This is a genomic window from Enterobacter sp. 03-F-07-AD-ECC, from assembly GCF_047530935.1.
Taxonomy (GTDB): domain Bacteria; phylum Pseudomonadota; class Gammaproteobacteria; order Enterobacterales; family Enterobacteriaceae; genus Enterobacter; species Enterobacter cloacae.
Genome location: NZ_JBLKBZ010000007.1, coordinates 88,100 through 110,643 on the forward strand (window position 1 = coordinate 88,100; position 22,544 = coordinate 110,643).

Annotated in this window: 27 protein-coding genes and 1 other annotated feature; of the genes, 17 read left to right on the top strand and 10 right to left on the bottom strand. The window is 53.9% G+C overall.

Translation table 11 applies throughout. The features are described from left to right. Nucleotides 1-29: 29 nt before the first annotated feature. The 4 genes from tcyP to hxpB form a co-directional block, all read right to left on the bottom strand. Complete coding sequence (gene tcyP / locus ACMWKA_RS12875; RefSeq protein ID WP_349392264.1) at nt 30-1,421, bottom strand: cystine/sulfocysteine:cation symporter; 1,392 nt, start codon at nt 1,419-1,421, stop codon at nt 30-32. A gap of 127 nt (nt 1,422-1,548) precedes the next feature. After that, nucleotides 1,549-2,139, bottom strand: coding sequence for a metal-dependent hydrolase (locus ACMWKA_RS12880; protein ID WP_013097014.1), 591 nt, complete (start codon nt 2,137-2,139; stop codon nt 1,549-1,551). A gap of 93 nt (nt 2,140-2,232) precedes the next feature. After that, complete coding sequence (kduD, locus tag ACMWKA_RS12885; protein WP_013097013.1) at nt 2,233-2,994, bottom strand: 2-dehydro-3-deoxy-D-gluconate 5-dehydrogenase KduD; 762 nt, start codon at nt 2,992-2,994, stop codon at nt 2,233-2,235. A gap of 129 nt (nt 2,995-3,123) precedes the next feature. After that, nucleotides 3,124-3,795, bottom strand: a complete 672-nt coding sequence (hxpB, locus tag ACMWKA_RS12890) for a hexitol phosphatase HxpB (protein WP_013097012.1) — start codon at nt 3,793-3,795, stop codon at nt 3,124-3,126. A 148-nt stretch (nt 3,796-3,943) separates the two neighbouring features. On the opposite strand from hxpB, the gene ACMWKA_RS12895 reads away from it, so the two are divergent. Then, nucleotides 3,944-4,480 (top strand): YniB family protein, encoded by a 537-nt coding sequence (locus ACMWKA_RS12895; RefSeq protein ID WP_013097011.1) that lies wholly within the window; start codon nt 3,944-3,946, stop codon nt 4,478-4,480. Between the two features lie 33 nt (nt 4,481-4,513). Here the strand turns inward: ACMWKA_RS12895 and ACMWKA_RS12900 are convergent, their stop codons facing one another. The 3 genes from ACMWKA_RS12900 to pfkB all read right to left on the bottom strand — a co-directional run bounded on the left by ACMWKA_RS12900 (nt 4,514) and on the right by pfkB (nt 6,806). Beyond that, on the bottom strand, nt 4,514-5,374 hold the full coding sequence (locus tag ACMWKA_RS12900; protein WP_013097010.1) for a fructosamine kinase family protein: 861 nt from the start codon (nt 5,372-5,374) through the stop codon (nt 4,514-4,516). Between the two features lie 105 nt (nt 5,375-5,479). Continuing rightward, nucleotides 5,480-5,770, bottom strand: coding sequence for a type V toxin-antitoxin system endoribonuclease antitoxin GhoS (gene ghoS / locus ACMWKA_RS12905; protein WP_013097009.1), 291 nt, complete (start codon nt 5,768-5,770; stop codon nt 5,480-5,482). A gap of 103 nt (nt 5,771-5,873) precedes the next feature. Continuing rightward, the gene (gene pfkB / locus ACMWKA_RS12910; RefSeq protein ID WP_414760341.1) at nt 5,874-6,806 is read right to left on the bottom strand and encodes a 6-phosphofructokinase II; all 933 of its coding nucleotides are present in this window, start codon (nt 6,804-6,806) and stop codon (nt 5,874-5,876) included. 295 nt (nt 6,807-7,101) lie between these two features. Here pfkB and ACMWKA_RS12915 point away from each other — a divergent pair, with 295 nt between their 5' ends. After that, the gene (locus tag ACMWKA_RS12915) at nt 7,102-7,860 is read left to right on the top strand and encodes a YdiY family protein (RefSeq protein ID WP_013097007.1); all 759 of its coding nucleotides are present in this window, start codon (nt 7,102-7,104) and stop codon (nt 7,858-7,860) included. 261 nt (nt 7,861-8,121) lie between these two features. After that, nucleotides 8,122-8,331, top strand: coding sequence for a hypothetical protein (locus ACMWKA_RS12920; RefSeq protein ID WP_023620708.1), 210 nt, complete (start codon nt 8,122-8,124; stop codon nt 8,329-8,331). 107 nt (nt 8,332-8,438) lie between these two features. On the opposite strand, the gene yniD is transcribed toward ACMWKA_RS12920, so the two are convergent. Beyond that, complete coding sequence (gene yniD / locus ACMWKA_RS12925) at nt 8,439-8,546, bottom strand: small membrane protein YniD (RefSeq protein ID WP_008500658.1); 108 nt, start codon at nt 8,544-8,546, stop codon at nt 8,439-8,441. Nucleotides 8,547-8,632: 86 nt separating this feature from the next. Next, a complete protein-coding gene (gene yncL, locus ACMWKA_RS12930; RefSeq protein WP_071829997.1) occupies nt 8,633-8,737 on the bottom strand; it encodes a stress response membrane protein YncL in 105 nt (34 codons plus the stop codon). 294 nt (nt 8,738-9,031) lie between these two features. Between yncL and thrS the strand changes: the two genes are divergently transcribed. From thrS to selO, 14 genes are all read left to right on the top strand, one after another. Next, complete coding sequence (thrS, locus tag ACMWKA_RS12935) at nt 9,032-10,960, top strand: threonine--tRNA ligase (RefSeq protein WP_013097005.1); 1,929 nt, start codon at nt 9,032-9,034, stop codon at nt 10,958-10,960. Nucleotides 10,961-10,963: 3 nt separating this feature from the next. Continuing rightward, complete coding sequence (infC, locus tag ACMWKA_RS12940) at nt 10,964-11,506, top strand: translation initiation factor IF-3 (protein WP_023616141.1); 543 nt, start codon at nt 10,964-10,966, stop codon at nt 11,504-11,506. 97 nt (nt 11,507-11,603) lie between these two features. Beyond that, on the top strand, nt 11,604-11,801 hold the full coding sequence (gene rpmI / locus ACMWKA_RS12945) for a 50S ribosomal protein L35 (RefSeq protein WP_001124225.1): 198 nt from the start codon (nt 11,604-11,606) through the stop codon (nt 11,799-11,801). Nucleotides 11,802-11,851: 50 nt separating this feature from the next. Further along, the gene (gene rplT, locus ACMWKA_RS12950) at nt 11,852-12,208 is read left to right on the top strand and encodes a 50S ribosomal protein L20 (RefSeq protein WP_000124850.1); all 357 of its coding nucleotides are present in this window, start codon (nt 11,852-11,854) and stop codon (nt 12,206-12,208) included. Between the two features lie 178 nt (nt 12,209-12,386). Further along, nucleotides 12,387-12,511, top strand: a sequence feature (Phe leader region). Continuing rightward, nucleotides 12,392-12,436 carry a pheST operon leader peptide PheM gene (gene pheM / locus ACMWKA_RS12955; protein ID WP_001386830.1) on the top strand — a complete coding sequence of 15 codons (45 nt, stop codon included), beginning with the start codon at nt 12,392-12,394 and terminating at the stop codon, nt 12,434-12,436. It overlaps the preceding feature by 45 nt. Nucleotides 12,512-12,573: 62 nt before the next feature. Further along, the gene (gene pheS / locus ACMWKA_RS12960; protein WP_013097003.1) at nt 12,574-13,557 is read left to right on the top strand and encodes a phenylalanine--tRNA ligase subunit alpha; all 984 of its coding nucleotides are present in this window, start codon (nt 12,574-12,576) and stop codon (nt 13,555-13,557) included. Between the two features lie 15 nt (nt 13,558-13,572). After that, nucleotides 13,573-15,960, top strand: coding sequence for a phenylalanine--tRNA ligase subunit beta (pheT, locus tag ACMWKA_RS12965; protein ID WP_414760307.1), 2,388 nt, complete (start codon nt 13,573-13,575; stop codon nt 15,958-15,960). A 4-nt stretch (nt 15,961-15,964) separates the two neighbouring features. Continuing rightward, the gene (gene ihfA / locus ACMWKA_RS12970) at nt 15,965-16,264 is read left to right on the top strand and encodes an integration host factor subunit alpha (protein WP_013097001.1); all 300 of its coding nucleotides are present in this window, start codon (nt 15,965-15,967) and stop codon (nt 16,262-16,264) included. 103 nt (nt 16,265-16,367) lie between these two features. Beyond that, nucleotides 16,368-17,348 carry a vitamin B12 ABC transporter permease BtuC gene (gene btuC, locus ACMWKA_RS12975; protein ID WP_048971561.1) on the top strand — a complete coding sequence of 327 codons (981 nt, stop codon included), beginning with the start codon at nt 16,368-16,370 and terminating at the stop codon, nt 17,346-17,348. Nucleotides 17,349-17,370: 22 nt separating this feature from the next. Continuing rightward, nucleotides 17,371-17,922, top strand: coding sequence for a glutathione peroxidase (locus tag ACMWKA_RS12980; RefSeq protein ID WP_020688363.1), 552 nt, complete (start codon nt 17,371-17,373; stop codon nt 17,920-17,922). After that, the gene (gene btuD / locus ACMWKA_RS12985) at nt 17,922-18,677 is read left to right on the top strand and encodes a vitamin B12 ABC transporter ATP-binding protein BtuD (protein WP_038419165.1); all 756 of its coding nucleotides are present in this window, start codon (nt 17,922-17,924) and stop codon (nt 18,675-18,677) included. The genes ACMWKA_RS12980 and btuD overlap by 1 nt, the downstream gene beginning before the upstream one ends. 74 nt (nt 18,678-18,751) lie before the next feature. After that, a complete protein-coding gene (locus ACMWKA_RS12990; RefSeq protein ID WP_023620702.1) occupies nt 18,752-19,216 on the top strand; it encodes a C40 family peptidase in 465 nt (154 codons plus the stop codon). A gap of 293 nt (nt 19,217-19,509) precedes the next feature. Further along, nucleotides 19,510-20,220 (top strand): EAL domain-containing protein, encoded by a 711-nt coding sequence (locus ACMWKA_RS12995; protein WP_020688361.1) that lies wholly within the window; start codon nt 19,510-19,512, stop codon nt 20,218-20,220. A 64-nt stretch (nt 20,221-20,284) separates the two neighbouring features. Beyond that, the gene (gene selO, locus ACMWKA_RS13000) at nt 20,285-21,727 is read left to right on the top strand and encodes a protein adenylyltransferase SelO (protein ID WP_414760308.1); all 1,443 of its coding nucleotides are present in this window, start codon (nt 20,285-20,287) and stop codon (nt 21,725-21,727) included. Between the two features lie 39 nt (nt 21,728-21,766). Here selO and ACMWKA_RS13005 read toward each other — a convergent pair whose 3' ends face one another. Then, entirely contained in the window at nt 21,767-22,537 is a 771-nt protein-coding gene (locus ACMWKA_RS13005; protein ID WP_013096993.1) for a 3-hydroxybutyrate dehydrogenase, read from the bottom strand. Nucleotides 22,538-22,544: the final 7 nt, after the last annotated feature.

Genomic DNA, 22,544 nt, shown 5'->3' on the forward strand with positions numbered 1-22,544 from the left:
GGGCTTTTTTTATTCTCACAGGAACGTGATTAACGGTGCGCCAGCTCGGCGTCGTCTTCACTATCCAGGATGGCTTTGTCGGTCTGCTTCAGCCACTGGCTGGTCAGCGTACCGGCCGTCATTGAGCCGCTCACGTTCAGTGCGGTACGCCCCATGTCGATCAGCGGTTCAACGGAGATCAGCAGGGCCACCAGCGTTACCGGCAGGCCCAGCGCAGGCAGAACAATCAGTGCGGCGAAGGTAGCACCGCCGCCCACGCCCGCAACGCCTGCGGAGCTAATGGTGACAATACCGACCAGCGTAGCAATCCAGACCGGATCCAGCGGATTGATCCCAACCGTTGGCGCAACCATCACGGCCAGCATCGCCGGGTAGAGACCCGCACACCCGTTCTGACCAATCGTGGCACCAAAGGAGGCCGAGAAGCTGGCGATAGACTCAGGTACACCCAGGCGACGAGTCTGCGCTTCGACGTTCAGCGGAATAGATGCGGCGCTGGAACGGCTGGTGAAGGCAAAGGTCAGCACCGGCCAGACTTTACGGAAGTATTTCAGCGGGCTTACGCCGTTCACACCCAGCAGGATGCCGTGTACGACAAACATAATGCCCAGACCCAGATAAGAGGCGACAACGAAGCTGCCCAGCTTAATGATGTCCTGCAGGTTAGAGCCAGCAACCACTTTGGTCATCAGCGCCAGAACACCGTAAGGGGTCAGCTGCATCACCAGACGAACCAGCTTCATCACCCAGCTTTGCAGGGTATCGATAGCGGTCAGCACGCGCTCGCCTTTCGGCGCATCGTCTTTCAGCAGCTTCAGTGCCGCCACGCCCAGGAAGGCAGCAAAAATCACCACGCTGATGATGGAAGTTGGGCTGGCGCCTGTCAGGTCAGCAAACGGGTTCTTCGGAATGAAGGAGAGCACCATCTGCGGCACCGTCAGGTCAGCGACTTTACCCACGTAGTTGGTCTGAATTGCGGTCAGACGCGCGGTTTCAGCTGTACCCTGAACCAGACCCTCGGCGGTCAGGCCGAACAGGTTGGTCACCAGCACACCCACCAGCGCAGCAATCAGCGTGGTAAACAGCAGCGTACCAATGGTCAGGAAACTGATTTTACCCAACTGCGTAGCGTTATGCAGGCGAGCAACAGCGCTCAGAATAGAGGCAAATACCAGCGGCATGACGATCATCTGCAGCAACTGGACATAGCCGTTACCGACAATATTGAACCACTGAATGGAGTCTTTCAGTATCGGGCTATCGGAGCCGTAGACGGCATGTAAGGCCAGGCCAAACACGACACCCATGACCAGACCCACCAGCACTTTCTTCGCCAGGCTCCACTGTTTGTGGCGCGCCTGGGCGAGAATCAATAGCAATATAACGAACACGACAATGTTCGCGATGAGTGGAAAATTCATCCCCGTTCTCCTGATTTATTATGTGGCCGGTTTTTACCGGTCCTGTTGGCGCAAGGTTAGCAGAAGTGTGATGTCGCGCTTATATCCAAATGGAATGGGTTATGACAAATGCGATAATTTTGCTGGTTTACTGTTCAATCTGGTGATGAATAAAGCGATTGAACTGAAATTGCAGCGAATTGATCATCTGAGATGACCAGCGCACTGCACTGTTTTCGGGCAATGTCTGCGGCATCCAGACGGCATAGGCGAACAGAGCCATGCACAACACGCGCTCAAGCTGATTCCCTTTCTGAGGAACGAGAACAGGCAGGCGGAAACGCCAGCGGCAGGGCCACAGCAGCGGCACGCCAGCAGGCGTCAGCATATCGGCGAGAATATGACTCAAATAGCCCAGCACCATGCCCTGAATGGCATCGGCGGGCACTATCCAGCTTTCAGGTACTTTTAAATAGAACAGCGTCAGCAGGGCAAACACGGCCAGCAGGCTGTGCGTAAACCCGCGATGGCCAAACGCACGGGCGATAGGTTTTGAGATCCACTTCAGGCGTTGCCCAAGAAAAGATTTAGGATGGTCGATGTCGGGCAACAGGCAGGTCAGCACGGCAGAAGGAACAATATGCCACCAGTCCCCCTGTGCAAGCACGGGGGTAAGCTCAGCGTTTTTGGCAAATACTGCGCACGCAATGGAAAAAAGCAGGTGGCCTTCCGCCGTCATGATAAAACCCAGGAAACTGTCAATTCATACAGTATAGGGTTTTTATACAGTAGGCGAAAGAGGTGACGGTGTAACTCTTTGTCACAAAGCGGGTCAACGCGCCAGCCAGCCCCCGTCGACGGCCAGGGTATGGCCGTTCACGTAGTCTGAGGCGGCGGAGGCCAAAAACACCACCGGGCCCTGCAGATCTTCCGGTACGCCCCAACGCCCGGCAGGAATGCGGTCAAGGATTTCCTGGCTACGCTGCTCGTCATCACGCAGCTGCTGCGTATTATTGGTCGCCATGTAACCCGGTGCGATAGCGTTGACGTTAATGCCATGCGCCGCCCACTCGTTCGCCAGCAGACGGGTGATCCCCAGCACGCCACTTTTTGAGGCGGTATAAGAGGGCACGCGGATGCCGCCCTGGAAGGAGAGCATTGAGGCGATGTTGATGATTTTCCCACCCTGACCCTGGGCGATAAACTGCTTTGCCACGGCCTGTGAGAGGAAGAAGACGGATTTCAGATTGAGGTCGATCACCTCATCCCAGTCCTTTTCCGTGAACGCCAGCGCATCTTCCCGGCGAATCGTCCCGGCGTTATTCACCAGAATATCGACGCGCCCCATCTCAGCGACGGCATGCTCCACAACGCCCTGAAGACTCGCCTGCTGGCCGAGGTCGGCCCGAATGGCCGTAAACCGTCTGCCGAGCCCCGTCACGCTGGCCGCTGTTTGCTCAGGCGCTTTACGGTTGACGCCCACGATATCGCAGCCCGCCTGTGCCAGCGCGATGGCCATGCCTTGCCCCAGACCGGTATCGCATCCGGTGACGATGGCCACTTTTCCTGAAAGAGTAAAGGTATCCAGTATCATTCGCGCCTCAGAAGCAGGTGATTGTCGTTCTGAAACTTAGAATAGGAGTCGGGCGTGAGAAATGCAACCGAAATGGAACGGTGTTTTATTTTATTTTCAGGCAGCACGAGGCTGCCTGAAACAGAGCGTTTATTCGCCTCGCAGGTGTTGCACCGTCAGGTCAGCCAGGGAGTTTAGCTTCACGTCGGCAAGCGCAAAACGGGGATCGTGTCGGCCCTCTTCAGCAGGAACGACAATGGAACGCATCCGCGCAGCTTTTGAGGCCACCATGCCGTTAACAGAATCTTCCAGCGCCACGCAGGTTAGCGGATCAAGACCGAGCTTAGCGGCACAGTCCATATACACCTGGGGATGGGGCTTACTGTAGGGGAGCTTTTCCGCAGAGGCCAGCGCATCGAAACTGTCACGCAGCTCGAACATGGTGAGCACTTTTTCCAGCATGTGCAGCGGGGAGGCGGAGGCCAGTCCCACCTTCAGCCCCTGCGCCTTGCACAGGGCGACAGCTTCACGGACGCCCGGCAGCAGCGGCCTGGACTCTTCCACCAGCGCAATGGCGCGGCTGATAATGCGGGCGGTGACCTCATCGCGATCCGGGCCCACCCATGGCTGATGGGCATACCACAGGTCAACCACCATATCGATACGCAAGCCCAGCGTATCCGGAAGTTCATGGCGGCGGCTGATATCGACGCCGAGGCTGGCCATGACGTCCAGTTCAGCACGATCCCAGAGCGGTTCGGAATCGATCAGTAATCCATCCATGTCAAAAATAGCGGCAAGAATTTGGCGCGGTGTCGACATCACAACGTCTCCTTATTAAGGGTGTACGACAGACGATACGTGCTAAGTACAATCTGCAATTTAGCATATTGCCTTTAAAGATCGGGCGAAAATGACGGTCAGGAGGTAGACTTAGCCACAAATAACGCGTCTTTATGAAGAGGAACTGATGACGTATCAACAAGCTGGACGCATAGCTGTCTTAAAACGGGTTGCTGGCTGGGTGATTTTTATTCCTGCCGTTATTTCTACGCTGATTTCTGTGCTCAAGTTTATGTACGATCACAGCGAAAAACAGCCGGGTATCAATGCGGTCATGCTTGATTTTGCGCATGTCATGATTGAGATGATGCGTTTTAACACGCCATTTTTGAATATCTTCTGGTTCAACTCGCCCACGCCGGACTTTCACCAGCAGCTGAATATCGGGTTTTGGGTGATTTATGCGCTGATCTTTATCGCCATGGCGTTACAGGCGTCAGGGGCACGCATGAGCCGTCAGACCCGTTTTTTACGTGAAGGGGTGGAAGACCAGATGATTCTGGAACAGGCCAAAGGCCCGGAAGGGATGACGCGTGAACAGATCGAGTCCCGCATCGTGGTGCCACGTCACTCTATTTTCCTGCAAATCTTTCCGCTCTATGTCCTGCCGGTGATCATTATTGTGGCGGGCTACTTCTTTTTCTCACTGCTCGGCTTTTTATAATCACAGGGTGGCCTGAGGCCACCCGTCCTGCCTTCACGCGGCCAGCACGCGCTCAAGCGCCCGCTGTGCGTTCACCAGATGCTCACCCCCAAACAGGATTGCACGGTTCATCAGGGTATAAAGCTGATACACCGGCTGACGGTCGAGGAAGCCCTGCGGTAAGGGGGAGATTGACTGATAGCCGTCATAAATTTGTGGCGGCTGCTCGGGGTGGAGGGGCAACATGGCGAGGTCGCACTCTCTGTCGCCCCAGTAGCAGGCCGGATCGTATATATAAGGCCCATTGGGGCCCAGCGCGCAGTTATCGGACCACAAATCGCCATGCAGCAAAGAAGGCTGAGGCTGATGAGAGGCCAGGCGCTGCTGTATATGCTCGACGATAGCATCAATGTTGCCAAATTCGAGACCTTTCTCGGCGGCGAGCTCAAGCTGCCAGCCGATACGCTGCTCGGCAAAAAAGGTCGACCAGCGGCGTTGCCAGGCATTCGGTTGTGGTGTGGTGGAGAGATCGTTATCAAAGTCGAGACCAAACTGCGGCTGGTCGCTCCATTGATGCAGGCGCGCTATCTGCTGTCCCAGAATAAACGCATTGTGGGCATCCAGCGGACGGGCAGGGAGATATTCCATCACCAGAAAACTGTAGTCGCGGTCGCTGCCCACGGCCAGCACCTCCGGGACGGTGACCGTTTTGCTGCGCGACAACAGTTCCAGTTGATCGGCTTCGGCGGTGAAAATCGGGAGCAACTCTCGCTCGTCGCATTTTACGAAGAGATCGCGCCCTGAGTAGCGTATATGCCATGCGGCGTGGATCTCTCCGCCTGGCAGTTCGTTACGCAGTTCAATTTCACCTTCGCCCAGTTGTTCACGTAAAAGATGACTGATAGCCTGCCACATGATCTCTCTCCCATGTTGTCTGCCAGATCATAAAGTTAGCGCATAACTGCGGTAAAAAAATACGAACTAACGCACACCTGAGCGGTTTACCTTCATGCAGGGCACTTATTGTTCTTTTTTCTGCCAGGTTTCCCAGGTATCCACATCAATTTCGGCAGGTTTATCGGTCACGCTCTCAGCCAGGCTTTCAGCCAGCGCGCGAACCTCCTCTTCGCTGAGGGCGCTTATCAGGCCGAATGCCAGCGTGCCTAAATCATGAATATTGCCTTCTTCATCCGTCAGCGTGAGCAGGAAATTGGCCCGGGTAAAGGCGTTGTTAAGCTCATTCAGCTCGGTCAGCGACGCTTCATGAATGTTGACGGTAACGACGTAGCGGGTGATGTCACCACTGCTCATAATTCACCTCGTTGTTATCATGAAAGTTTTCTTAGCATAGTCGATAGTGTGTGTTTGGCGACTTTGCACTGCATTTCCCCTTCAGGGCGAAGGGGAAAGCGGGTTAATTTCGGGACAGGTAATCGACAATTTTTTGCGTATCGGCCAGCGAACACAGCCGCGTTCCCTGGTTGATGGTTGCCGCGCTACCTGCCGCCACGCCGTAGCGTGTCATCTCTAACAGCGTCGCGCCCTGCGCCAGTTTTAGCGTCATTGCTCCAACCATGCTGTCGCCTGCGCCTACGGTGCTCTGGCTTTTCATCGGCGGCGGGACAACCTGCACTGACCCCGTTTCATCCACGGCCAGCGCCCCCTGCGGGCCAAGAGAGACCACTACGCGCCGCGCTTTACCCGTGCGCACCAGCTCCTGGGCCGCGCTGCGCACATCATCCGGCTGAGTAAGATCGCGGTTAACCAGCGCGCTCAGCTCTTTCTGGTTTGGTTTGACCAGCTCAAGATTGCCCGGCTCTAACGCTGCCTGCAACGCCTCGCCACTGCTGTCTACAATACAGCGGATGCCGCGCTGCTGTGCAGCCCGAATGAGCGCCGTCAGCTTTTCCGTACTGACACCGGGTGGCAGACTGCCGCTGATGACCAGCAGTGAACCGCTTTCAATCGTCAGCACTTTCTCTTCAAGCTGACGGAACTCGTCGTCGCTCAGTCTGGCGCCTGGCATCACAAAGCGATATTGCTCTCCGCTGGACTCCACGTGCACGTGCAGATTTTGACGTGTCCAGTCTTTGGCCTCGACCGTCTCCACGGCGACCTGTTCATCAGCCAGCAGAGAGACAAGATGTTCGCCGGTGGCTCCGCCTGCGGGGAATATCGCCGTGGCTTTCCCACCGAGATGGGTGATGGCGCGTGCCACGTTGATCCCCCCGCCGCCGGGCTCAAACACCGGGGCACTGCAGCGAAGTTTACCTTCCGGGTAAATCTGCGGCGTGAGGGTGGCGGAATCGAGGGAAGGGGAGAGCGTCAGAGTGTAGATAGAAACCATCATTACCTCCTTTTAGCGTGGGTTCCTTTTAGTCTGGCACCATTTGGCAGGAAGGCAATGTAAATAACAGTATGATTTTCAATATGAATAATGACAAAGCGAAGGCTAAGCGATATATAAAATAAAACGCATTTTGGGATCGTTCTTATTCAAAAAATGAAATAAGAAAACATTGCTATGTTATTTGCGGCTTTTTATAATTTGTTACCTTTCTCTGGACGCCTTGTCATTGATCCTCAAGAAAGTTTCCGGGACCGTGTGGTCTCTTTTTTTGTTGTACGGACTCCTTAATAAAATGAAGCTTTTGAAGACAGTGCCCGCTGCACTGATGCTGGCGGGTGGCGTGTTTGCGGCTATGAGCGCAACCGCTGATGATTCCGTTTTTACTGTCATGGACGATCCCACCGCGGCGAAAAAACCTTTTGAAGGTAATTTGAACGCCGGGTACCTGGCGCAATCCGGTAACACGAAAAGCTCCTCTCTGACGGCGGATAGCACGTTGACCTGGTACGGTAACACCACCGCCTGGTCTCTGTGGGGAAACGCCAGCAACACCTCCGCTAACGATGAACGCTCCTCCGAGAAATACGCGGTAGGTGGACGTAGCCGTTACAACATGACTGACTATGACTACCTGTTTGGCCAGGCAAGCTGGCTGACTGACCGCTACAACGGCTATCGTCAACGCGATGTGTTCACCGCAGGTTATGGTCGTCAGTTCCTGAACGGTCCGGTTCATAGCTTCCGCTTCGAATTCGGTCCGGGTGTCCGTTATGACGAGTTCACCGACGGCGATACCAAAACGCAACCGCTCGGCTATGCGTCTGGTACCTACGCCTGGCAGATGACCGACAACACGAAGTTCACCCAGGGTGTTTCTGTGTTTGGCGCCGAGGACACAACGCTGAATTCTGAGACAGCGCTGAATGTGGACATCAACGAACACTTTGGCCTGAAAGTGGCCTATAACGTGACCTGGAACTCTTCGCCTCCAGAGACTGCGCCGGATCATACCGACCGCAGAACCACCGTTTCACTGGGCTATAAGATGTAATGCAGACGGGCCGATTATTTCGGCCCGTTTTTTATTTTCAGAAACTGTGCTGTTTTATATTAAACGCCGTTTTAAAATAATTGGTCCTCAAAAATCTTCTTAATTTCTTCATAATTCATCCTGGCCAGACCGCATTCTGTTTATTTGACACAAATTGATAATAACCAGGCGAGGCAAAAGGATGAACCAGCGTTATACTCATTACACAGGCATTTATTTGCCTTGAGAAGTATTGCATGTCTTCAGAAAGAGAATAATAGTATGAAAAAAATCAAAAATACTGCTGCAGCCATGGTGCTTTCTGCACTTTCGTTTGGTGTATTCGCTGCAGATGATGCCAGTCAGGTTGGAATGACTCACGCTTCTGACGTTGAAGCCGGGTCAAACATCGCGCCGGGCGCGCCGTCTACCGGTCAATCAATGAATGACGCGTTTGATGTACATAAACTGGTAGCAGGTGAATGGTCCTGACAGGTAATTGTGTACGCCATTATTCCACCTGTATTTCGCCTTGACGAAAAACAGGTGGAATATCGATAACGTGTTTTATTCTGTACGCCGTTGCGTCAAATTCCCGCTTAGCCCCAAATCATCGCCGCCCAACGCAATAGCAGCATTGCACCGCAGATGGCAATTAAGACCAGCACCATTTTCCAGTGTTTGACGGCAAATCGTTTTGTTGGCATAACCTAATCCTTGTCTGTTGATACCTTCAGTCTATCAAAATACGCGCTGTCGGGGGACAGAAGGTTATGCCACATCACCGGTTGGGCTAGAACCAATGAAATCTCTCGGCAAGGATCAACGCTAAACCGGCAGCAGAAAGTATATTCAATATCACTACGGTTCTACTGGATACATTCATGTGATGCCTCATGGCTGTGTCAGGACCTGTTCAAGAATAGCTCAACAATCGGGTATTGCGAGCTCTGGCAGGCGATCGTGCCCTCATACGTTCAAACTGGTCGCAGAGGGTGCATACGCCCTGTCATTAGTGTTACCATTAGAAAGCCTGCCGTAAACCGGCATTATTCTGATTTTGGCAGGTGCAGGATGACGAGCCAATTTGACGATTGTTGGTCAGATGGTGTCGTAATCTCTTGTTAAACTATGATTATTTTCTTTGTATATGCTCTTATGTGTGGGGCATCACTGCAAATAAGGATATAAAATGCCTGTAATTACTCTTCCTGATGGCAGCCAACGCCATTTCGACCACGCCGTTAGCCCAATGGATGTTGCCCTGGACATCGGTCCTGGACTCGCGAAAGCGACCATCGCGGGCCGTGTGAACGGTGAGCTGGTTGATGCATCCGATCTGATCGAAAACGACGCGCAACTCTCTATCATCACCGCAAAAGATGAAGAAGGTCTGGAGATCATTCGTCACTCCTGTGCGCACCTGTTAGGTCATGCCATCAAACAGCTGTGGCCAAACACCAAAATGGCGATCGGCCCGGTTATCGACAACGGCTTCTACTACGACGTTGACCTTGACCACACACTGACCCAGGAAGATATCGACGCGCTCGAGAAACGTATGCACGAGCTCGCCGAAACCAACTATGACGTCATTAAGAAGAAAGTCAGCTGGCACGAAGCGCGTGAAACCTTCGTGAAGCGTGGCGAGAGCTATAAAGTCTCTATTCTTGATGAGAACATTGCTCATGATGACAAGCCTGGCTTGTATCATCACCAGGAATACATCGACATGTGCCGCGGGCCGCACGTGCCGAACATGCGCTTCTGCCATCACTTCAAACTGATGAAAATTGCTGGCGCCTACTGGCGTGGCGATAGCAACAACAAGATGTTGCAGCGTATTTATGGTACCGCGTGGGCAGATAAAAAAGCCCTGAACGCCTACCTGCAGCGCCTGGAAGAGGCGGCGAAGCGTGACCACCGTAAAATCGGTAAACAGCTTGACCTGTACCACATGCAGGAAGAAGCACCGGGTATGGTCTTCTGGCATAACGACGGCTGGACTATTTTCCGTGAACTGGAAACCTTCGTGCGTTCCAAGCTGAAAGAGTACCAGTATCAGGAAGTGAAAGGTCCGTTCATGATGGACCGTGTGCTGTGGGAAAAAACCGGCCACTGGGACAACTACAAAGATGCGATGTTCACCACCTCTTCTGAGAACCGTGAATACTGCATCAAGCCAATGAACTGCCCGGGCCACGTTCAGATCTTTAACCAGGGTCTGAAATCTTACCGCGATCTGCCGCTGCGTATGGCAGAGTTCGGTAGCTGCCACCGTAACGAGCCATCAGGTGCGCTGCACGGTCTGATGCGTGTTCGTGGCTTTACGCAGGATGATGCGCATATCTTCTGTACTGAAGATCAGGTACGTGATGAAGTTAACGCCTGTATTCGTATGGTCTACGATATGTACAGTACCTTTGGCTTCGAGAAGATCGTGGTCAAACTCTCAACGCGTCCGGAAAAACGTATCGGTAGCGATGAGACTTGGGATCGTGCAGAAGCGGATCTCGCCGTGGCGCTGGAAGAGAACGGAATTCCGTTTGAATACCAGCTGGGTGAGGGCGCCTTCTACGGTCCGAAAATTGAATTTACCCTGTATGACTGTCTCGACAGAGCTTGGCAGTGCGGCACAGTACAGCTGGACTTCTCCCTGCCTCAGCGTTTAAGCGCCTCTTACGTTGGCGAAGACAACGAGCGTCAGGTCCCTGTAATGATTCACCGTGCTATTCTTGGTTCTCTGGAGCGCTTCATTGGCATCCTGACCGAAGAGTTCGCGGGCTTCTTCCCAACCTGGCTTGCGCCGGTGCAGGTAGTGGTCATGAACATTACCGATTCTCAGGCGGATTACGTTAAAGAATTGACGCAGAAACTACAAAATGCGGGCATTCGCGTAAAAGCAGACTTGAGAAATGAGAAGATTGGCTTTAAAATCCGCGAGCACACTTTACGTCGTGTCCCGTATATGTTGGTCTGTGGTGATAAAGAGGTGGAAGCAGGCAAAGTTGCCGTTCGCACCCGCCGTGGTAAAGACCTGGGCAGCCTGGACGTAAGTGAAGTGATTGAGAAGCTGCAACAAGAGATTCGCAGCCGCAGTCTTCAACAACTGGAGGAATAAGGTATTAAAGGCGGAAAACGAGTTCAAACGGCACGTCCGAATCGTATCAATGGCGAGATTCGCGCCCAGGAAGTTCGCTTAACAGGTCTGGAAGGCGAGCAGCTGGGGATTGTGAGTCTGAGAGAAGCAATCGAAAAAGCTGAAGAAGCTGGAGTAGATTTAGTTGAAATCAGCCCTAACGCCGAACCGCCAGTTTGTCGTATCATGGACTACGGCAAGTTCCTTTATGAAAAAAGTAAGTCTTCTAAGGAACAGAAGAAGAAGCAAAAAGTTATCCAGGTTAAGGAAATTAAATTCCGTCCTGGTACCGACGATGGCGATTATCAGGTAAAACTCCGCAGCCTGATTCGCTTTCTGGAAGATGGCGATAAGGCCAAGATCACACTGCGTTTCCGCGGTCGTGAAATGGCCCACCAACAGATTGGTATGGAAGTGCTTAACCGCGTCCGTGACGATCTGAGTGAACTGGCAGTAGTCGAATCCTTCCCTACGAAGATCGAAGGCCGCCAGATGATCATGGTGCTCGCTCCTAAGAAGAAACAGTAAGGCCTTCAAGCAGCAAAATCTGTGGAGCCTTCGGGCCTCATAGGTTTTGCTCGCCTATGTTTCGTTTATTTAACAATGCGAAGTGGAAGTTATTAAAATGCCAAAAATTAAGACCGTACGCGGTGCTGCTAAGCGCTTCAAAAAAACCGGTAAAGGTGGTTTTAAGCACAAGCACGCTAACCTGCGTCACATTCTGACTAAGAAAGCTACCAAGCGTAAACGTCACCTGCGTCCAAAAGCCATGGTTTCTAAAGGCGATCTGGGCCTGGTTATCGCGTGCCTGCCGTACGCATAAGTCGTTAACGTTTAACTTTTTTAACTTAGAATAGATACAGGAGAGCACACATGGCTCGCGTAAAACGTGGTGTAATTGCACGTGCACGTCACAAGAAAATTTTGAAACAAGCTAAAGGCTACTACGGTGCGCGTTCACGCGTATACCGCGTTGCCTTCCAGGCTGTTATCAAAGCAGGTCAGTACGCTTACCGTGACCGTCGTCAGCGTAAGCGTCAGTTCCGTCAACTGTGGATTGCGCGTATCAACGCAGCAGCACGTCAGAACGGTATTTCTTACAGCAAATTCATCAACGGCCTGAAAAAAGCCTCTGTTGAAATCGACCGTAAGATCCTGGCTGACATCGCAGTATTCGATAAAGTCGCGTTCACCGCGCTGGTCGAAAAAGCGAAAGCAGCACTGGCATAAGCCAGTTGAGAGAGGGGGCCTGGCTCCCTCTTTTCATATACCCGCCATACTTCAAGCTGTACCTGCGTTGGCTGCGTTCGTTCCGAATTATTTAGGGTATAACCTTATCAGAAGATTGACTTTTATCCGTGCAGGCTTTTCAATAAGGTCTTAACGGTTTTTACCACACAAGGTAACGCAAGCATGAATGCTGCTATTTTCCGCTTCTTCTTTTACTTTAGCACCTGACTTCAGGAGGCTAGCGCGTAAAAGATGAAACGAAAAACAGCGCCAGATAAGCCTCCCGATGGAGGCTTTTTTTGTGCCTGAATTTGAGAGAATACGTCCACCAAATCGGTGTCTGTACCGACATAATGAGGAAAATCATGTCACATCTCGCAGAGCTGGTTGCCAGTGCAACAGCCGCCATTAATCAGGCCTCAGATGTTGCCGCGTTAGACAATGTCCGCGTCGAATATCTGGGTAAGAAAGGGCATCTGACCCTTCAAATGACTACCCTGCGTGAGTTGCCGCCGGAAGAGCGCCCGGCAGCCGGTGCGGTGATAAACGAAGCCAAAGAGCAGGTTCAACAGGCTCTGAACGCGCGTAAAGCGGCGCTGGAAAGTGCCGTGCTGAATGCGCGTCTGGCGGCAGAGACGATCGATGTTTCTCTGCCTGGGCGCCGTATCGAAAACGGTGGCCTGCATCCGGTGACTCGTACCATCGATCGTATTGAAAGTTTCTTCGGTGAGCTCGGCTTTACCGTGGCGACTGGCCCGGAAATCGAAGATGATTACCATAACTTCGACGCTCTGAACATTCCAGGCCATCATCCGGCACGTGCTGACCACGACACTTTCTGGTTCGACGCCACCCGTCTGCTGCGTACTCAGACCTCCGGCGTACAGATCCGTACCATGAAGGAGCAGGAACCCCCGATCCGTATCATTGCACCGGGCCGCGTGTACCGTAACGATTACGATCAGACCCACACCCCAATGTTCCACCAGATGGAAGGGCTGATCGTTGATAAAAACATCAGCTTCACCAACCTGAAAGGCACGCTGCACGACTTCCTGAACAATTTCTTTGAGGAAGATCTGCAGGTTCGTTTCCGTCCGTCCTATTTCCCGTTCACCGAACCGTCTGCGGAAGTGGACGTGATGGGCAAAAACGGCAAATGGCTGGAAGTGCTGGGCTGCGGCATGGTGCATCCGAACGTACTGCGCAACGTGGGTATCGACCCGGAAGTTTACTCCGGCTTTGCGTTCGGGATGGGCATGGAGCGTCTGACCATGCTGCGTTATGGCGTGACCGATTTGCGTGCATTCTTCGAAAACGATCTGCGTTTCCTCAAACAGTTTAAATAAGGGCAGGACAGAACAATGAAATTCAGTGAACTGTGGTTACGCGAATGGGTGAACACCACGCTGGACAGCGAAGCGCTTTCCAACCAGATCACCATGGCGGGTCTGGAAGTTGACGGTGTAGAGCCGGTTTCTGGCGCCTTCACCGGCGTGGTCGTGGGCGAAGTGGTTGAATGTGGTCAGCATCCTAACGCTGACAAATTGCGCGTCACCAAAGTTAATGTGGGTGGCGATCGTCTGCTGGATATCGTCTGCGGCGCGCCAAACTGCCGTCAGGGCCTGAAAGTGGCCGTGGCGACTGTCGGCGCTGTGCTGCCGGGCGATTTCAAAATTAAAGCGGCCAAACTGCGCGGCGAGCCGTCTGAAGGCATGCTGTGCTCGTTCTCCGAGCTGGGTATTTCCGACGATCACAACGGCATTATTGAACTGCCGCTGGATGCGCCAATCGGCACCGATATCCGCGAATACCTGAAGCTCGATGACAACACCATCGAAATTAGCGTGACGCCAAACCGAGCGGACTGCTTAGGGATTATCGGCGTGGCTCGCGATGTTGCGGTGCTGAACCAGACCGAACTGAACGCGCCGGAGATTGTCCCGGTTGCTGCTACCATCAGCGACGTCCTGCCTATTCAGGTAGACGCGCCTGAAGCCTGCCCACGCTACCTCGGTCGTGTGGTGAAAGGTATCAACGTCAAAGCGCCAACCCCGCTGTGGATGAAAGAAAAACTGCGTCGCTGCGGTATCCGTTCTATCGATGCGGTTGTTGACGTGACCAACTATGTTCTGCTGGAACTGGGCCAGCCAATGCACGCGTTCGATAAAGATCGTATCGACGGCGGGATTATCGTGCGTATGGCAAAAGAGGGTGAAACCCTGGTTCTGCTGGACGGCAGCGAAGCAAAACTGAATGCCGACACGCTGGTGATTGCCGATCACGGTAAGGCGCTGGCGATGGGCGGCATCTTCGGTGGCGAACACTCTGGCGTTAACGATGAAACGCAAAACGTTCTGCTGGAATGTGCCTTCTTCAGCCCGCTCTCTATTACCGGTCGTGCGCGTCGTCATGGTCTGCACACCGATGCCTCTCACCGCTACGAGCGCGGCGTTGACCCGGCGCTGCAGTACAAAGCGATGGAACGTGCGACCCGTCTGCTGATCGACATCTGCGGCGGCGAAGCGGGCCCGGTTATTGATGTAACCAACGAAGACACGCTGCCGAAGCGCGCGACCATTACCCTGCGTCGCAGCAAGCTGGATCGCCTGATTGGCCACCACGTTGCCGATGCACAGGTCACCGATATTCTGAAGCGTCTGGGTTGCGACGTGACGAAAGGGCAGGACGAGTGGAAAGCCGTTGCGCCATCATGGCGTTTCGACATGGAGATTGAAGAAGATCTGGTGGAAGAAGTTGCCCGCGTCTACGGCTACAACAACATCCCTGACGAGCCGGTACAGGCCGGTCTGGTGATGGGCTCCCACCGTGAAGCCGATCTCTCCCTGAAGCGTGTGAAAACCATGCTGAACGACAAAGGTTATCAGGAAGTGATCACCTACAGCTTTGTCGATCCTAAGCTGCAGCAGCTGATCCATCCAGGCCAGGAAGCGCTGATCCTGCCAAGCCCGATTTCCAGCGAGATGTCGGCAATGCGCCTGTCTCTGTGGACCGGCCTGCTGGGCACGATTGTCTACAACCAGAATCGTCAGCAAAACCGTGTGCGAATTTTCGAAAGCGGTTTGCGCTTTGTGCCGGATAATCAGGCAAATTTAGGCATCCGTCAGGATCTCATGCTGGCTGGCGCCATCAGCGGTAATCGCTATGAAGAGCACTGGGACCTGGCAAAAGGCACGGTTGATTTCTACGATATGAAGGGCGATCTGGAAGCGATTTTCGATCTGACCGGTAAATTATCTGAAATTGAATTCCGTGCAGAAGCCATTCCGGCACTCCATCCGGGCCAAAGTGCGGCTATCTATTTAGCGGGCAAACGCATTGGTTTTATTGGCGTTGTTCATCCTGAGCTGGAACGTAAACTGGACCTGAACGGCCGTACCATCGTGTTTGAGCTGGAATGGAGTCCGGTTGCAGACCGCGTGATTCCACAGGCGCAGGACGTCTCTCGCTTCCCGGCAAACCGCCGTGATATCGCGGTTGTGGTCGCTGAAAACGTGCCTGCAGCAGATATTTTGGCCGAGTGTAAGAAAGTTGGCGTAAATCAGGTAGTTGGCGTAAACTTATTTGACGTGTACCGCGGCAAGGGAGTAGCAGAAGGTTTCAAGAGCCTCGCTATCAGCCTAATCCTTCAGGATACCAGCCGTACACTCGAAGAAGAGGAGATTGCCGCTACCGTCGCCAAATGTGTAGAGGCATTAAAAGAGCGATTCCAGGCATCATTGAGGGATTGAACCTATGGCGCTTACAAAAGCTGAAATGTCAGAATATCTGTTTGATAAGCTTGGGCTTAGCAAACGGGATGCCAAAGAGCTGGTAGAGCTGTTTTTCGAAGAGATCCGTCGTGCTCTGGAAAATGGTGAGCAGGTAAAACTCTCCGGCTTTGGCAATTTTGATTTGCGAGACAAAAACCAACGTCCGGGCCGTAACCCGAAGACGGGGGAAGATATTCCCATTACAGCCCGCCGCGTGGTGACCTTCAGACCCGGACAGAAGTTAAAAAGCCGTGTCGAAAACGCAACGCCCAAAACAGAGTAATATGAACTAACTAAAAAGGCCGCTCTCGCGGCCTTTTTTCTTTGCTCTCGCTGGCAAACCCGCCGTAAAATCAATTACATCTCACGCTAATAAAACCGTACACATGCTTGATTTTGCCCATCGCCAACAGCGTTCCGATCGACGCCGCCTGCTTTTGCTGGTGCTGCTGCTTTTTGTTGCCGCCGGTTTCAGCCTGTGTGCCGGCGACCAGTGGCTAAGCCCGGCACGCTGGTTTGGTCCTGAAGGGCAGCTTTTCGTCTGGCAAATTCGTCTGCCGCGCACGCTGGCGGTGATCCTGGTCGGTGCCGCGCTGGCGCTCTCAGGCACCATTATGCAGGCGTTGTTTGAAAACCCTCTGGCAGAGCCGGGGCTGCTCGGTGTCTCAAATGGCGCCGGTGTAGGGCTGATTGCCGCGGTGATGCTCGGCGGTGAGGCGCTTTCCCCCTGGGGTGTTAGCCTCAGCGCCATTCTCGGGGCATTGCTGATCACCCTCATTCTCCTGCGTTTCGCACGACGTCATTTATCAACCAGTCGGCTGCTGCTTGCCGGGGTTGCGTTGGGGATTATCTGCAGCGCGTTGATGACCTGGGCGGTCTACTTCTCCACCTCGTTCGATCTGCGTCAGCTGATGTACTGGATGATGGGCGGGTTTGGCGGCGTAGACTGGCGGCAGGGCTGGCTGATGGTGCTGCTGGTCCCGGTCATACTGTGGGCGGGCGTGCAGTCGCAGCCGCTGAATATTCTCGCTCTTGGTGAAACCTCAGCCCGCCAGCTTGGGATGCCGATTGGCGTCTGGCGCAATGCGCTGGTGATTGCAATCGGCTGGCTGGTGGGAGTGAGCGTGGCGCTGGCGGGGGCGATTGGCTTTATCGGGCTGGTTATCCCGCACATGCTGCGTCTGTGTGGCATCACCGACCATCGAATCTTACTTCCCGCCTCGGCAGTGGCCGGTGCGGCAACGCTGCTGGTGGCGGATATCATCGCCAGGCTCGCCCTGAACGCCGCTGAGTTGCCCATCGGTGTGGTCACCGCCACGCTGGGCGCGCCGGTGTTTATCTGGCTACTATTAAAAGCTGGACGTTAAATCGATAACCTGAGGAAATGCTATGCAGTCTGATATTCTGAATACCGAAGTGACCACCATCGACGGGGACAAAACCACCCTGGAACGCTACAAAGGCAACGTGTTGCTCATTGTGAACGTAGCCTCCAAATGTGGTCTGACGCCGCAGTATGAGCAGTTGGAAAACATTCAGAAAGCCTGGGAGAAAGACGGCTTTACCGTACTGGGCTTCCCGTGCAATCAGTTCCTGGGTCAGGAGCCGGGCAGCGAAGAGGAGATCAAAACGTTTTGCAGCACCACCTATGGCGTGACGTTCCCGATGTTCAGCAAAATTGATGTGAATGGCGAAAATCGTCACCCGCTGTATGCCAAACTGGTGGCTGCCGCGCCGACCGCCGTGGCACCGGAAGGCAGTGGCTTTTACGAGCGTATGGCCAGCAAAGGGCGAGCACCGCTCTATCCGGACGACATCCTGTGGAATTTCGAAAAATTCCTGATTGGTCGTGACGGCCAGGTCGTTCAGCGTTTTTCTCCGGATATGACGCCTGAAGATCCTATCGTCATGGAGTCAATCAAGCTGGCGCTGGCGAAATAATGACGCAGCTGATGCAGCTCACGGACGTTGCCGAGACGGGGCGTCTGGAGCCGGTGACGGCGGCCATCCGTGCAGGTGAAATCCTGCATCTGGTGGGGCCGAACGGGGCAGGGAAGAGTACGCTGCTGGCGCGCATGGCGGGACTGACAGTCGGGCCAGGCTCGATCACCTTGCTCGATAGCCCCCTTGGTGACTGGTCGGCGGTCGCGCTGGCGCACCGGCGGAGCTACCTTGTTCAGCAGCAGGTCCCGCCGTTTGCGATGCCGGTCTGGCACTATCTGATGCTGCATCTGCACGATAAACAGCAGACCGCGCTGCTCACCGAAGTGGCGGCGGCGTTGGGGTTAGAGGACAAACTTTCCCGGCATGCCAGCCAGCTTTCCGGTGGCGAGTGGCAGCGCGTCCGTCTGGCGGCGGTGATCCTTCAGATCCATCCGGCGGGCAACCCTCACGGGCGACTGTTGTTGCTGGACGAGCCGATGAGCGGTCTGGACGTGGCGCAACAGGCGGCGCTGGACACGCTCCTCAGTGCACTGTGTCGACAAGGCATTGCCGTGGTGATGAGCAGCCATGACCTTAACCATACGCTGCGCCATGCGCACAGCGTCTGGCTTCTGGCGCGCGGGAAGATGATCGCCAGCGGCACGCGCGATAGCGTCCTTACGCCGCCAAATCTCGCTCGTGCTTACCATATGCCGTTCCGCAGGCTGGATATCGAAGGGCATAAGATGCTGATTTCTACCGCACACGAGTAACCGTTTCTTGCCTGTTAGCGCCATTGCACGCTAAATTACGAAAAGAATAAAAAAAGCAGAGGATTCGTCTGGACATGCGATTCTGGTTTCTCATGGTGGCAGCGTTATTTCTTGCGGGATGCAGTAGCCATCGCGCACCGCCGCCTAACCCACGACTTTCAGATTCAATCACCGTGATTGCCAGCCTGAACGATCAGCTGAGCAACTGGCGCGGGACACCGTATCGCTACGGTGGCATGAGTCGTGGTGGGGTGGATTGCTCCGGCTTTGTGCTGATGACGTTCCGGGATAAGTTTGATTTGCAGCTTCCGCGCGAAACGCGCAAACAGGCTGAAATCGGTACCGAAATTGATAAAGATGAGTTGTTACCCGGCGACCTGGTTTTTTTCAAAACCGGCTCGGGTGAAAGTGGTCTGCATGTTGGCATTTATGATACGGATAACCAGTTTATTCATGCCTCGACCAGTCGTGGGGTGATGCGTTCTTCGCTCGATAATGTTTACTGGCGTAAAAATTTCTGGCAGGCACGACGTATTTAGTCCGCCACCGACCACGCATTTCTGACGGCATGGCACAATTAAACCATGCCGTTTTTTTGCAAATAAGATGATTAAAGTTAAATTTACAACAAATTACTTATGTCCTTATGTGTCTGTTTTATCTAAAACTGGCTATTACGCAGCAACCAGGATAAGATTATTTTAGATTCAGGGATAAATCTGAAAATTAATACGGATCTAATGAAATTAAACTTATTAAAATCAAGACAGTGGAATTGTGTCAGCAATTGCTCCAGGATGTCCTCTCTCATCTTTAATGCGGGGCGAGTGCAATGATTATTACGTTAGATAATGCCTACCAGTCTGAGCTGTTGCTCCAGCCTGCCCGCAATAATGCCGGTGAGCTTAAAGGATTAGAGGTGACGGTTAACTTTACTGGCGTCGGCAGCGATGTACGGATTCCCACTGAACTCGTTATCCCGCGTCTGACTCCGGCAGAAGAGTTAGCGTTGTTTCAAGAAAAACTGCAATTGCTTGATACCTGCAAACTGTTTTTTATTCAGCATCAGTTAATTGCATGGATCAATATTACACCTGTAATAGTTGAGTTTTTATTAAGTAATGGGAACGCTGTTTCAATACTTGAGCGTTATCCGTTTCTTGAGTTTACTGTTAATGAGAATTATCCAGGTTTAAATAACGGAAAGGACGATCCCGAACTGGCGAGAATGGCGATTCATTTTCCGCTGGTGCTGGCAAACTTTGGTGCCGGTGAAGCCTCGCTTAAAGCCGTTTATGATGGTTTGTTTAAACGTGTCATTCTGGACAAAGGGTTTATCCAGCAGCACGCGGCAGCGCTTTCTTTTGAGCCCTTTATGCGCGCTATTCTGTGGCAAATAACGTCACATTGTCAGTCTGTGCTCGTCGCCGGTATTGACGATCATGCCCTGTTGCAGCGCGTTTTATCCTTCAACTTTGGTGCCATGCAGGGGGCGCTGTGGCCTGCCGTAACTGCAGAGCGCGTCACCACGCTGGTTCAGTGATAACCCTTTCTTTCGCCCGTGTTTAAGTCCGGGTAAACCCTCTACACTAAAAGCAGGAGGACTTATGACCCTGTCTTTTACTGCGCACTGGCATGACGAGTTGCCGGGTTTTTATACCGCACTCAAACCAACACCATTACATCATTCCCGTCTTGTCTGGCATAACGATTCGCTGGCGAACGACCTGGCTATCCCACCGGAAATGTTCCAGCCTTCAGACGGCGCGGGCGTCTGGGGAGGGGAAACGCTGCTCGATGGCATGCAGCCCCTCGCTCAGGTCTATAGCGGACACCAGTTTGGCGTCTGGGCGGGACAGCTGGGGGACGGCCGTGGGATCCTGCTCGGCGAACAACAGCTCCCCGGCGGAGAGACGGTCGACTGGCACCTGAAAGGGGCGGGTCTCACACCCTATTCACGCATGGGCGACGGGCGCGCGGTACTGCGCTCAACCATTCGTGAAAGTCTGGCGTCGGAAGCGATGCATGCGCTGGGTATTCCCACCACGCGCGCGCTGACGATAGTGACCAGTGACACCCCGGTGGTCCGCGAAACGGTAGAAAAAGGCGCGATGCTGATGCGCATTGCGCAAAGCCATCTGCGTTTCGGCCATTTTGAACACTTTTATTATCGCCGCGAGCCGGAAAAAGTACGCCAGCTTGCCGATTACGCCATCCGACGGCACTGGCCGCAATTACAGGACGAGGCCGACAAATACCACCTCTGGTTCCGGGATGTGGTTGCCCGCACGGCAATCATGATTGCCCGCTGGCAGTCCGTAGGCTTTGCTCATGGCGTGATGAACACCGACAACATGTCAATTCTGGGGCTGACCTTTGATTACGGTCCGTTTGGTTTTCTCGATGACTATCAGCCGGGGTATATCTGCAACCACTCGGACTATCAGGGGCGCTACAGCTTTGACAATCAGCCGGCGGTGGGGCTGTGGAATCTGCAGCGTCTGGCGCAATCCCTGTCGCCGTTTATCGACGTTGATGCCCTGAATGATGCGCTCGACGACTATCAGGAGATATTGCTGCGCGAATACGGCACGCTGATGCGCAACAAGCTGGGGCTGATGACGCAGGAGAAGGGCGATAACACTATTCTGAATGGCTTGTTTGCGCTCATGGCGCGTGAGGGCAGCGACTATACCCGTACCTTCCGTATGCTCGGCCAGACAGAGCAGCATAGCGCCGCCTCACCGCTGCGCGATGAGTTTATCGACCGACAGGCGTTTGACGACTGGTTTGCCACTTACCGGGCGCGCCTGCAACAAGAGCAGGTGGATGACGCGACCCGGCAGGCGCAGATGAACGCGGCGAACCCGGCGATGGTCTTGCGCAACTGGCTGGCGCAGCGGGCGATTGAGCAGGCGGAGCAAGGTGAGTATGCGGAATTACACCGGCTGCACATAGCGTTGCGCACGCCGTTTGCCGACCGGGACGACGATTATGTCAGCCGCCCGCCTGACTGGGGCAAGCGGCTGGAGGTCAGCTGCTCAAGCTAATGTTATGGCCGGGAAGCACAGGTTTGCCCGGCCGATACGTCACTGGGCGACCCACCCGCCGTCCATATTCCACGCAGCGCCCCGCACGTGCACGGCGCTGTCACTACATAAAAACAGCGCCAGTTCACCCAGCTGTTCTGGCGTAACAAACTCTCCTGATGGCTGTTTCTCCGCAAGCAACTGCTCGCGCGCCCGATCCGCAGGCACCCCTTCTGCGATACGTTTGTCGATCTGCTGCTGAACCAGCGGCGTAAGCACCCATCCCGGGCAGATGGCGTTAGCGGTAATACCGGTGCGGGCAGTCTCCAGCGCCAGGGATTTTGTAAAACCGACCACCCCGTGCTTGGCGGCGACATAGGCTGACTTCTCTTTTGACGCCACCAGCCCATGCACGGAGGCGATATTAATGATGCGTCCCCAGTTTTTCTCGCGCATTGCAGGCAGCGCCAGTCGGCTGGTGTGAAACACCGACGACAGGTTAATGGCAATAATGTCGTTCCATTTCTCCACCGGGAACGCCTCAACCGGGGCGACATGCTGTATCCCGGCATTATTGATAAGAATATCCACCCCGCCGAACTGCGTGTCGGCGTAGCGCATCATCGCATCGATTTGCAGGGCGTCACGCAGATCTGCATCGTGATAGCCCGGTTTTTTCCCCAGCCGGGCGATCTCTTCTCTTGCTGCGTCACTGTCGCCAAAACCGTTGAGGATCAGCTGCGCTCCGGCCTTTGCCAGTACGCGGGCGATGCCCAGACCAATACCGCTGGTCGAGCCGGTCACCAGCGCCGTTTTACCGTTCAGATTCATTTTATTC

Bases quoted from the DNA above. Each gene is read 5' to 3' on its own strand.
- tcyP (WP_349392264.1), bottom strand. From the start codon at position 1,421: ATGAATTTTCCACTCATCGCGAACATTGTCGTGTTCGTTATATTGCTA.
- ACMWKA_RS12880 (WP_013097014.1), bottom strand. From the start codon at position 2,139: ATGACGGCGGAAGGCCACCTGCTTTTTTCCATTGCGTGCGCAGTATTT.
- kduD (WP_013097013.1), bottom strand. From the start codon at position 2,994: ATGATACTGGATACCTTTACTCTTTCAGGAAAAGTGGCCATCGTCACC.
- hxpB (WP_013097012.1), bottom strand. From the start codon at position 3,795: ATGTCGACACCGCGCCAAATTCTTGCCGCTATTTTTGACATGGATGGA.
- ACMWKA_RS12895 (WP_013097011.1), top strand. From the start codon at position 3,944: ATGACGTATCAACAAGCTGGACGCATAGCTGTCTTAAAACGGGTTGCT.
- ACMWKA_RS12900 (WP_013097010.1), bottom strand. From the start codon at position 5,374: ATGTGGCAGGCTATCAGTCATCTTTTACGTGAACAACTGGGCGAAGGT.
- ghoS (WP_013097009.1), bottom strand. From the start codon at position 5,770: ATGAGCAGTGGTGACATCACCCGCTACGTCGTTACCGTCAACATTCAT.
- pfkB (WP_414760341.1), bottom strand. From the start codon at position 6,806: ATGGTTTCTATCTACACTCTGACGCTCTCCCCTTCCCTCGATTCCGCC.
- ACMWKA_RS12915 (WP_013097007.1), top strand. From the start codon at position 7,102: ATGAAGCTTTTGAAGACAGTGCCCGCTGCACTGATGCTGGCGGGTGGC.
- ACMWKA_RS12920 (WP_023620708.1), top strand. From the start codon at position 8,122: ATGAAAAAAATCAAAAATACTGCTGCAGCCATGGTGCTTTCTGCACTT.
- yniD (WP_008500658.1), bottom strand. From the start codon at position 8,546: ATGCCAACAAAACGATTTGCCGTCAAACACTGGAAAATGGTGCTGGTC.
- yncL (WP_071829997.1), bottom strand. From the start codon at position 8,737: ATGAGGCATCACATGAATGTATCCAGTAGAACCGTAGTGATATTGAAT.
- thrS (WP_013097005.1), top strand. From the start codon at position 9,032: ATGCCTGTAATTACTCTTCCTGATGGCAGCCAACGCCATTTCGACCAC.
- rpmI (WP_001124225.1), top strand. From the start codon at position 11,604: ATGCCAAAAATTAAGACCGTACGCGGTGCTGCTAAGCGCTTCAAAAAA.
- rplT (WP_000124850.1), top strand. From the start codon at position 11,852: ATGGCTCGCGTAAAACGTGGTGTAATTGCACGTGCACGTCACAAGAAA.
- pheS (WP_013097003.1), top strand. From the start codon at position 12,574: ATGTCACATCTCGCAGAGCTGGTTGCCAGTGCAACAGCCGCCATTAAT.
- pheT (WP_414760307.1), top strand. From the start codon at position 13,573: ATGAAATTCAGTGAACTGTGGTTACGCGAATGGGTGAACACCACGCTG.
- ihfA (WP_013097001.1), top strand. From the start codon at position 15,965: ATGGCGCTTACAAAAGCTGAAATGTCAGAATATCTGTTTGATAAGCTT.
- btuC (WP_048971561.1), top strand. From the start codon at position 16,368: ATGCTTGATTTTGCCCATCGCCAACAGCGTTCCGATCGACGCCGCCTG.
- ACMWKA_RS12980 (WP_020688363.1), top strand. From the start codon at position 17,371: ATGCAGTCTGATATTCTGAATACCGAAGTGACCACCATCGACGGGGAC.
- btuD (WP_038419165.1), top strand. From the start codon at position 17,922: ATGACGCAGCTGATGCAGCTCACGGACGTTGCCGAGACGGGGCGTCTG.
- ACMWKA_RS12990 (WP_023620702.1), top strand. From the start codon at position 18,752: ATGCGATTCTGGTTTCTCATGGTGGCAGCGTTATTTCTTGCGGGATGC.
- ACMWKA_RS12995 (WP_020688361.1), top strand. From the start codon at position 19,510: ATGATTATTACGTTAGATAATGCCTACCAGTCTGAGCTGTTGCTCCAG.
- selO (WP_414760308.1), top strand. From the start codon at position 20,285: ATGACCCTGTCTTTTACTGCGCACTGGCATGACGAGTTGCCGGGTTTT.
- ACMWKA_RS13005 (WP_013096993.1), bottom strand. From the start codon at position 22,537: ATGAATCTGAACGGTAAAACGGCGCTGGTGACCGGCTCGACCAGCGGT.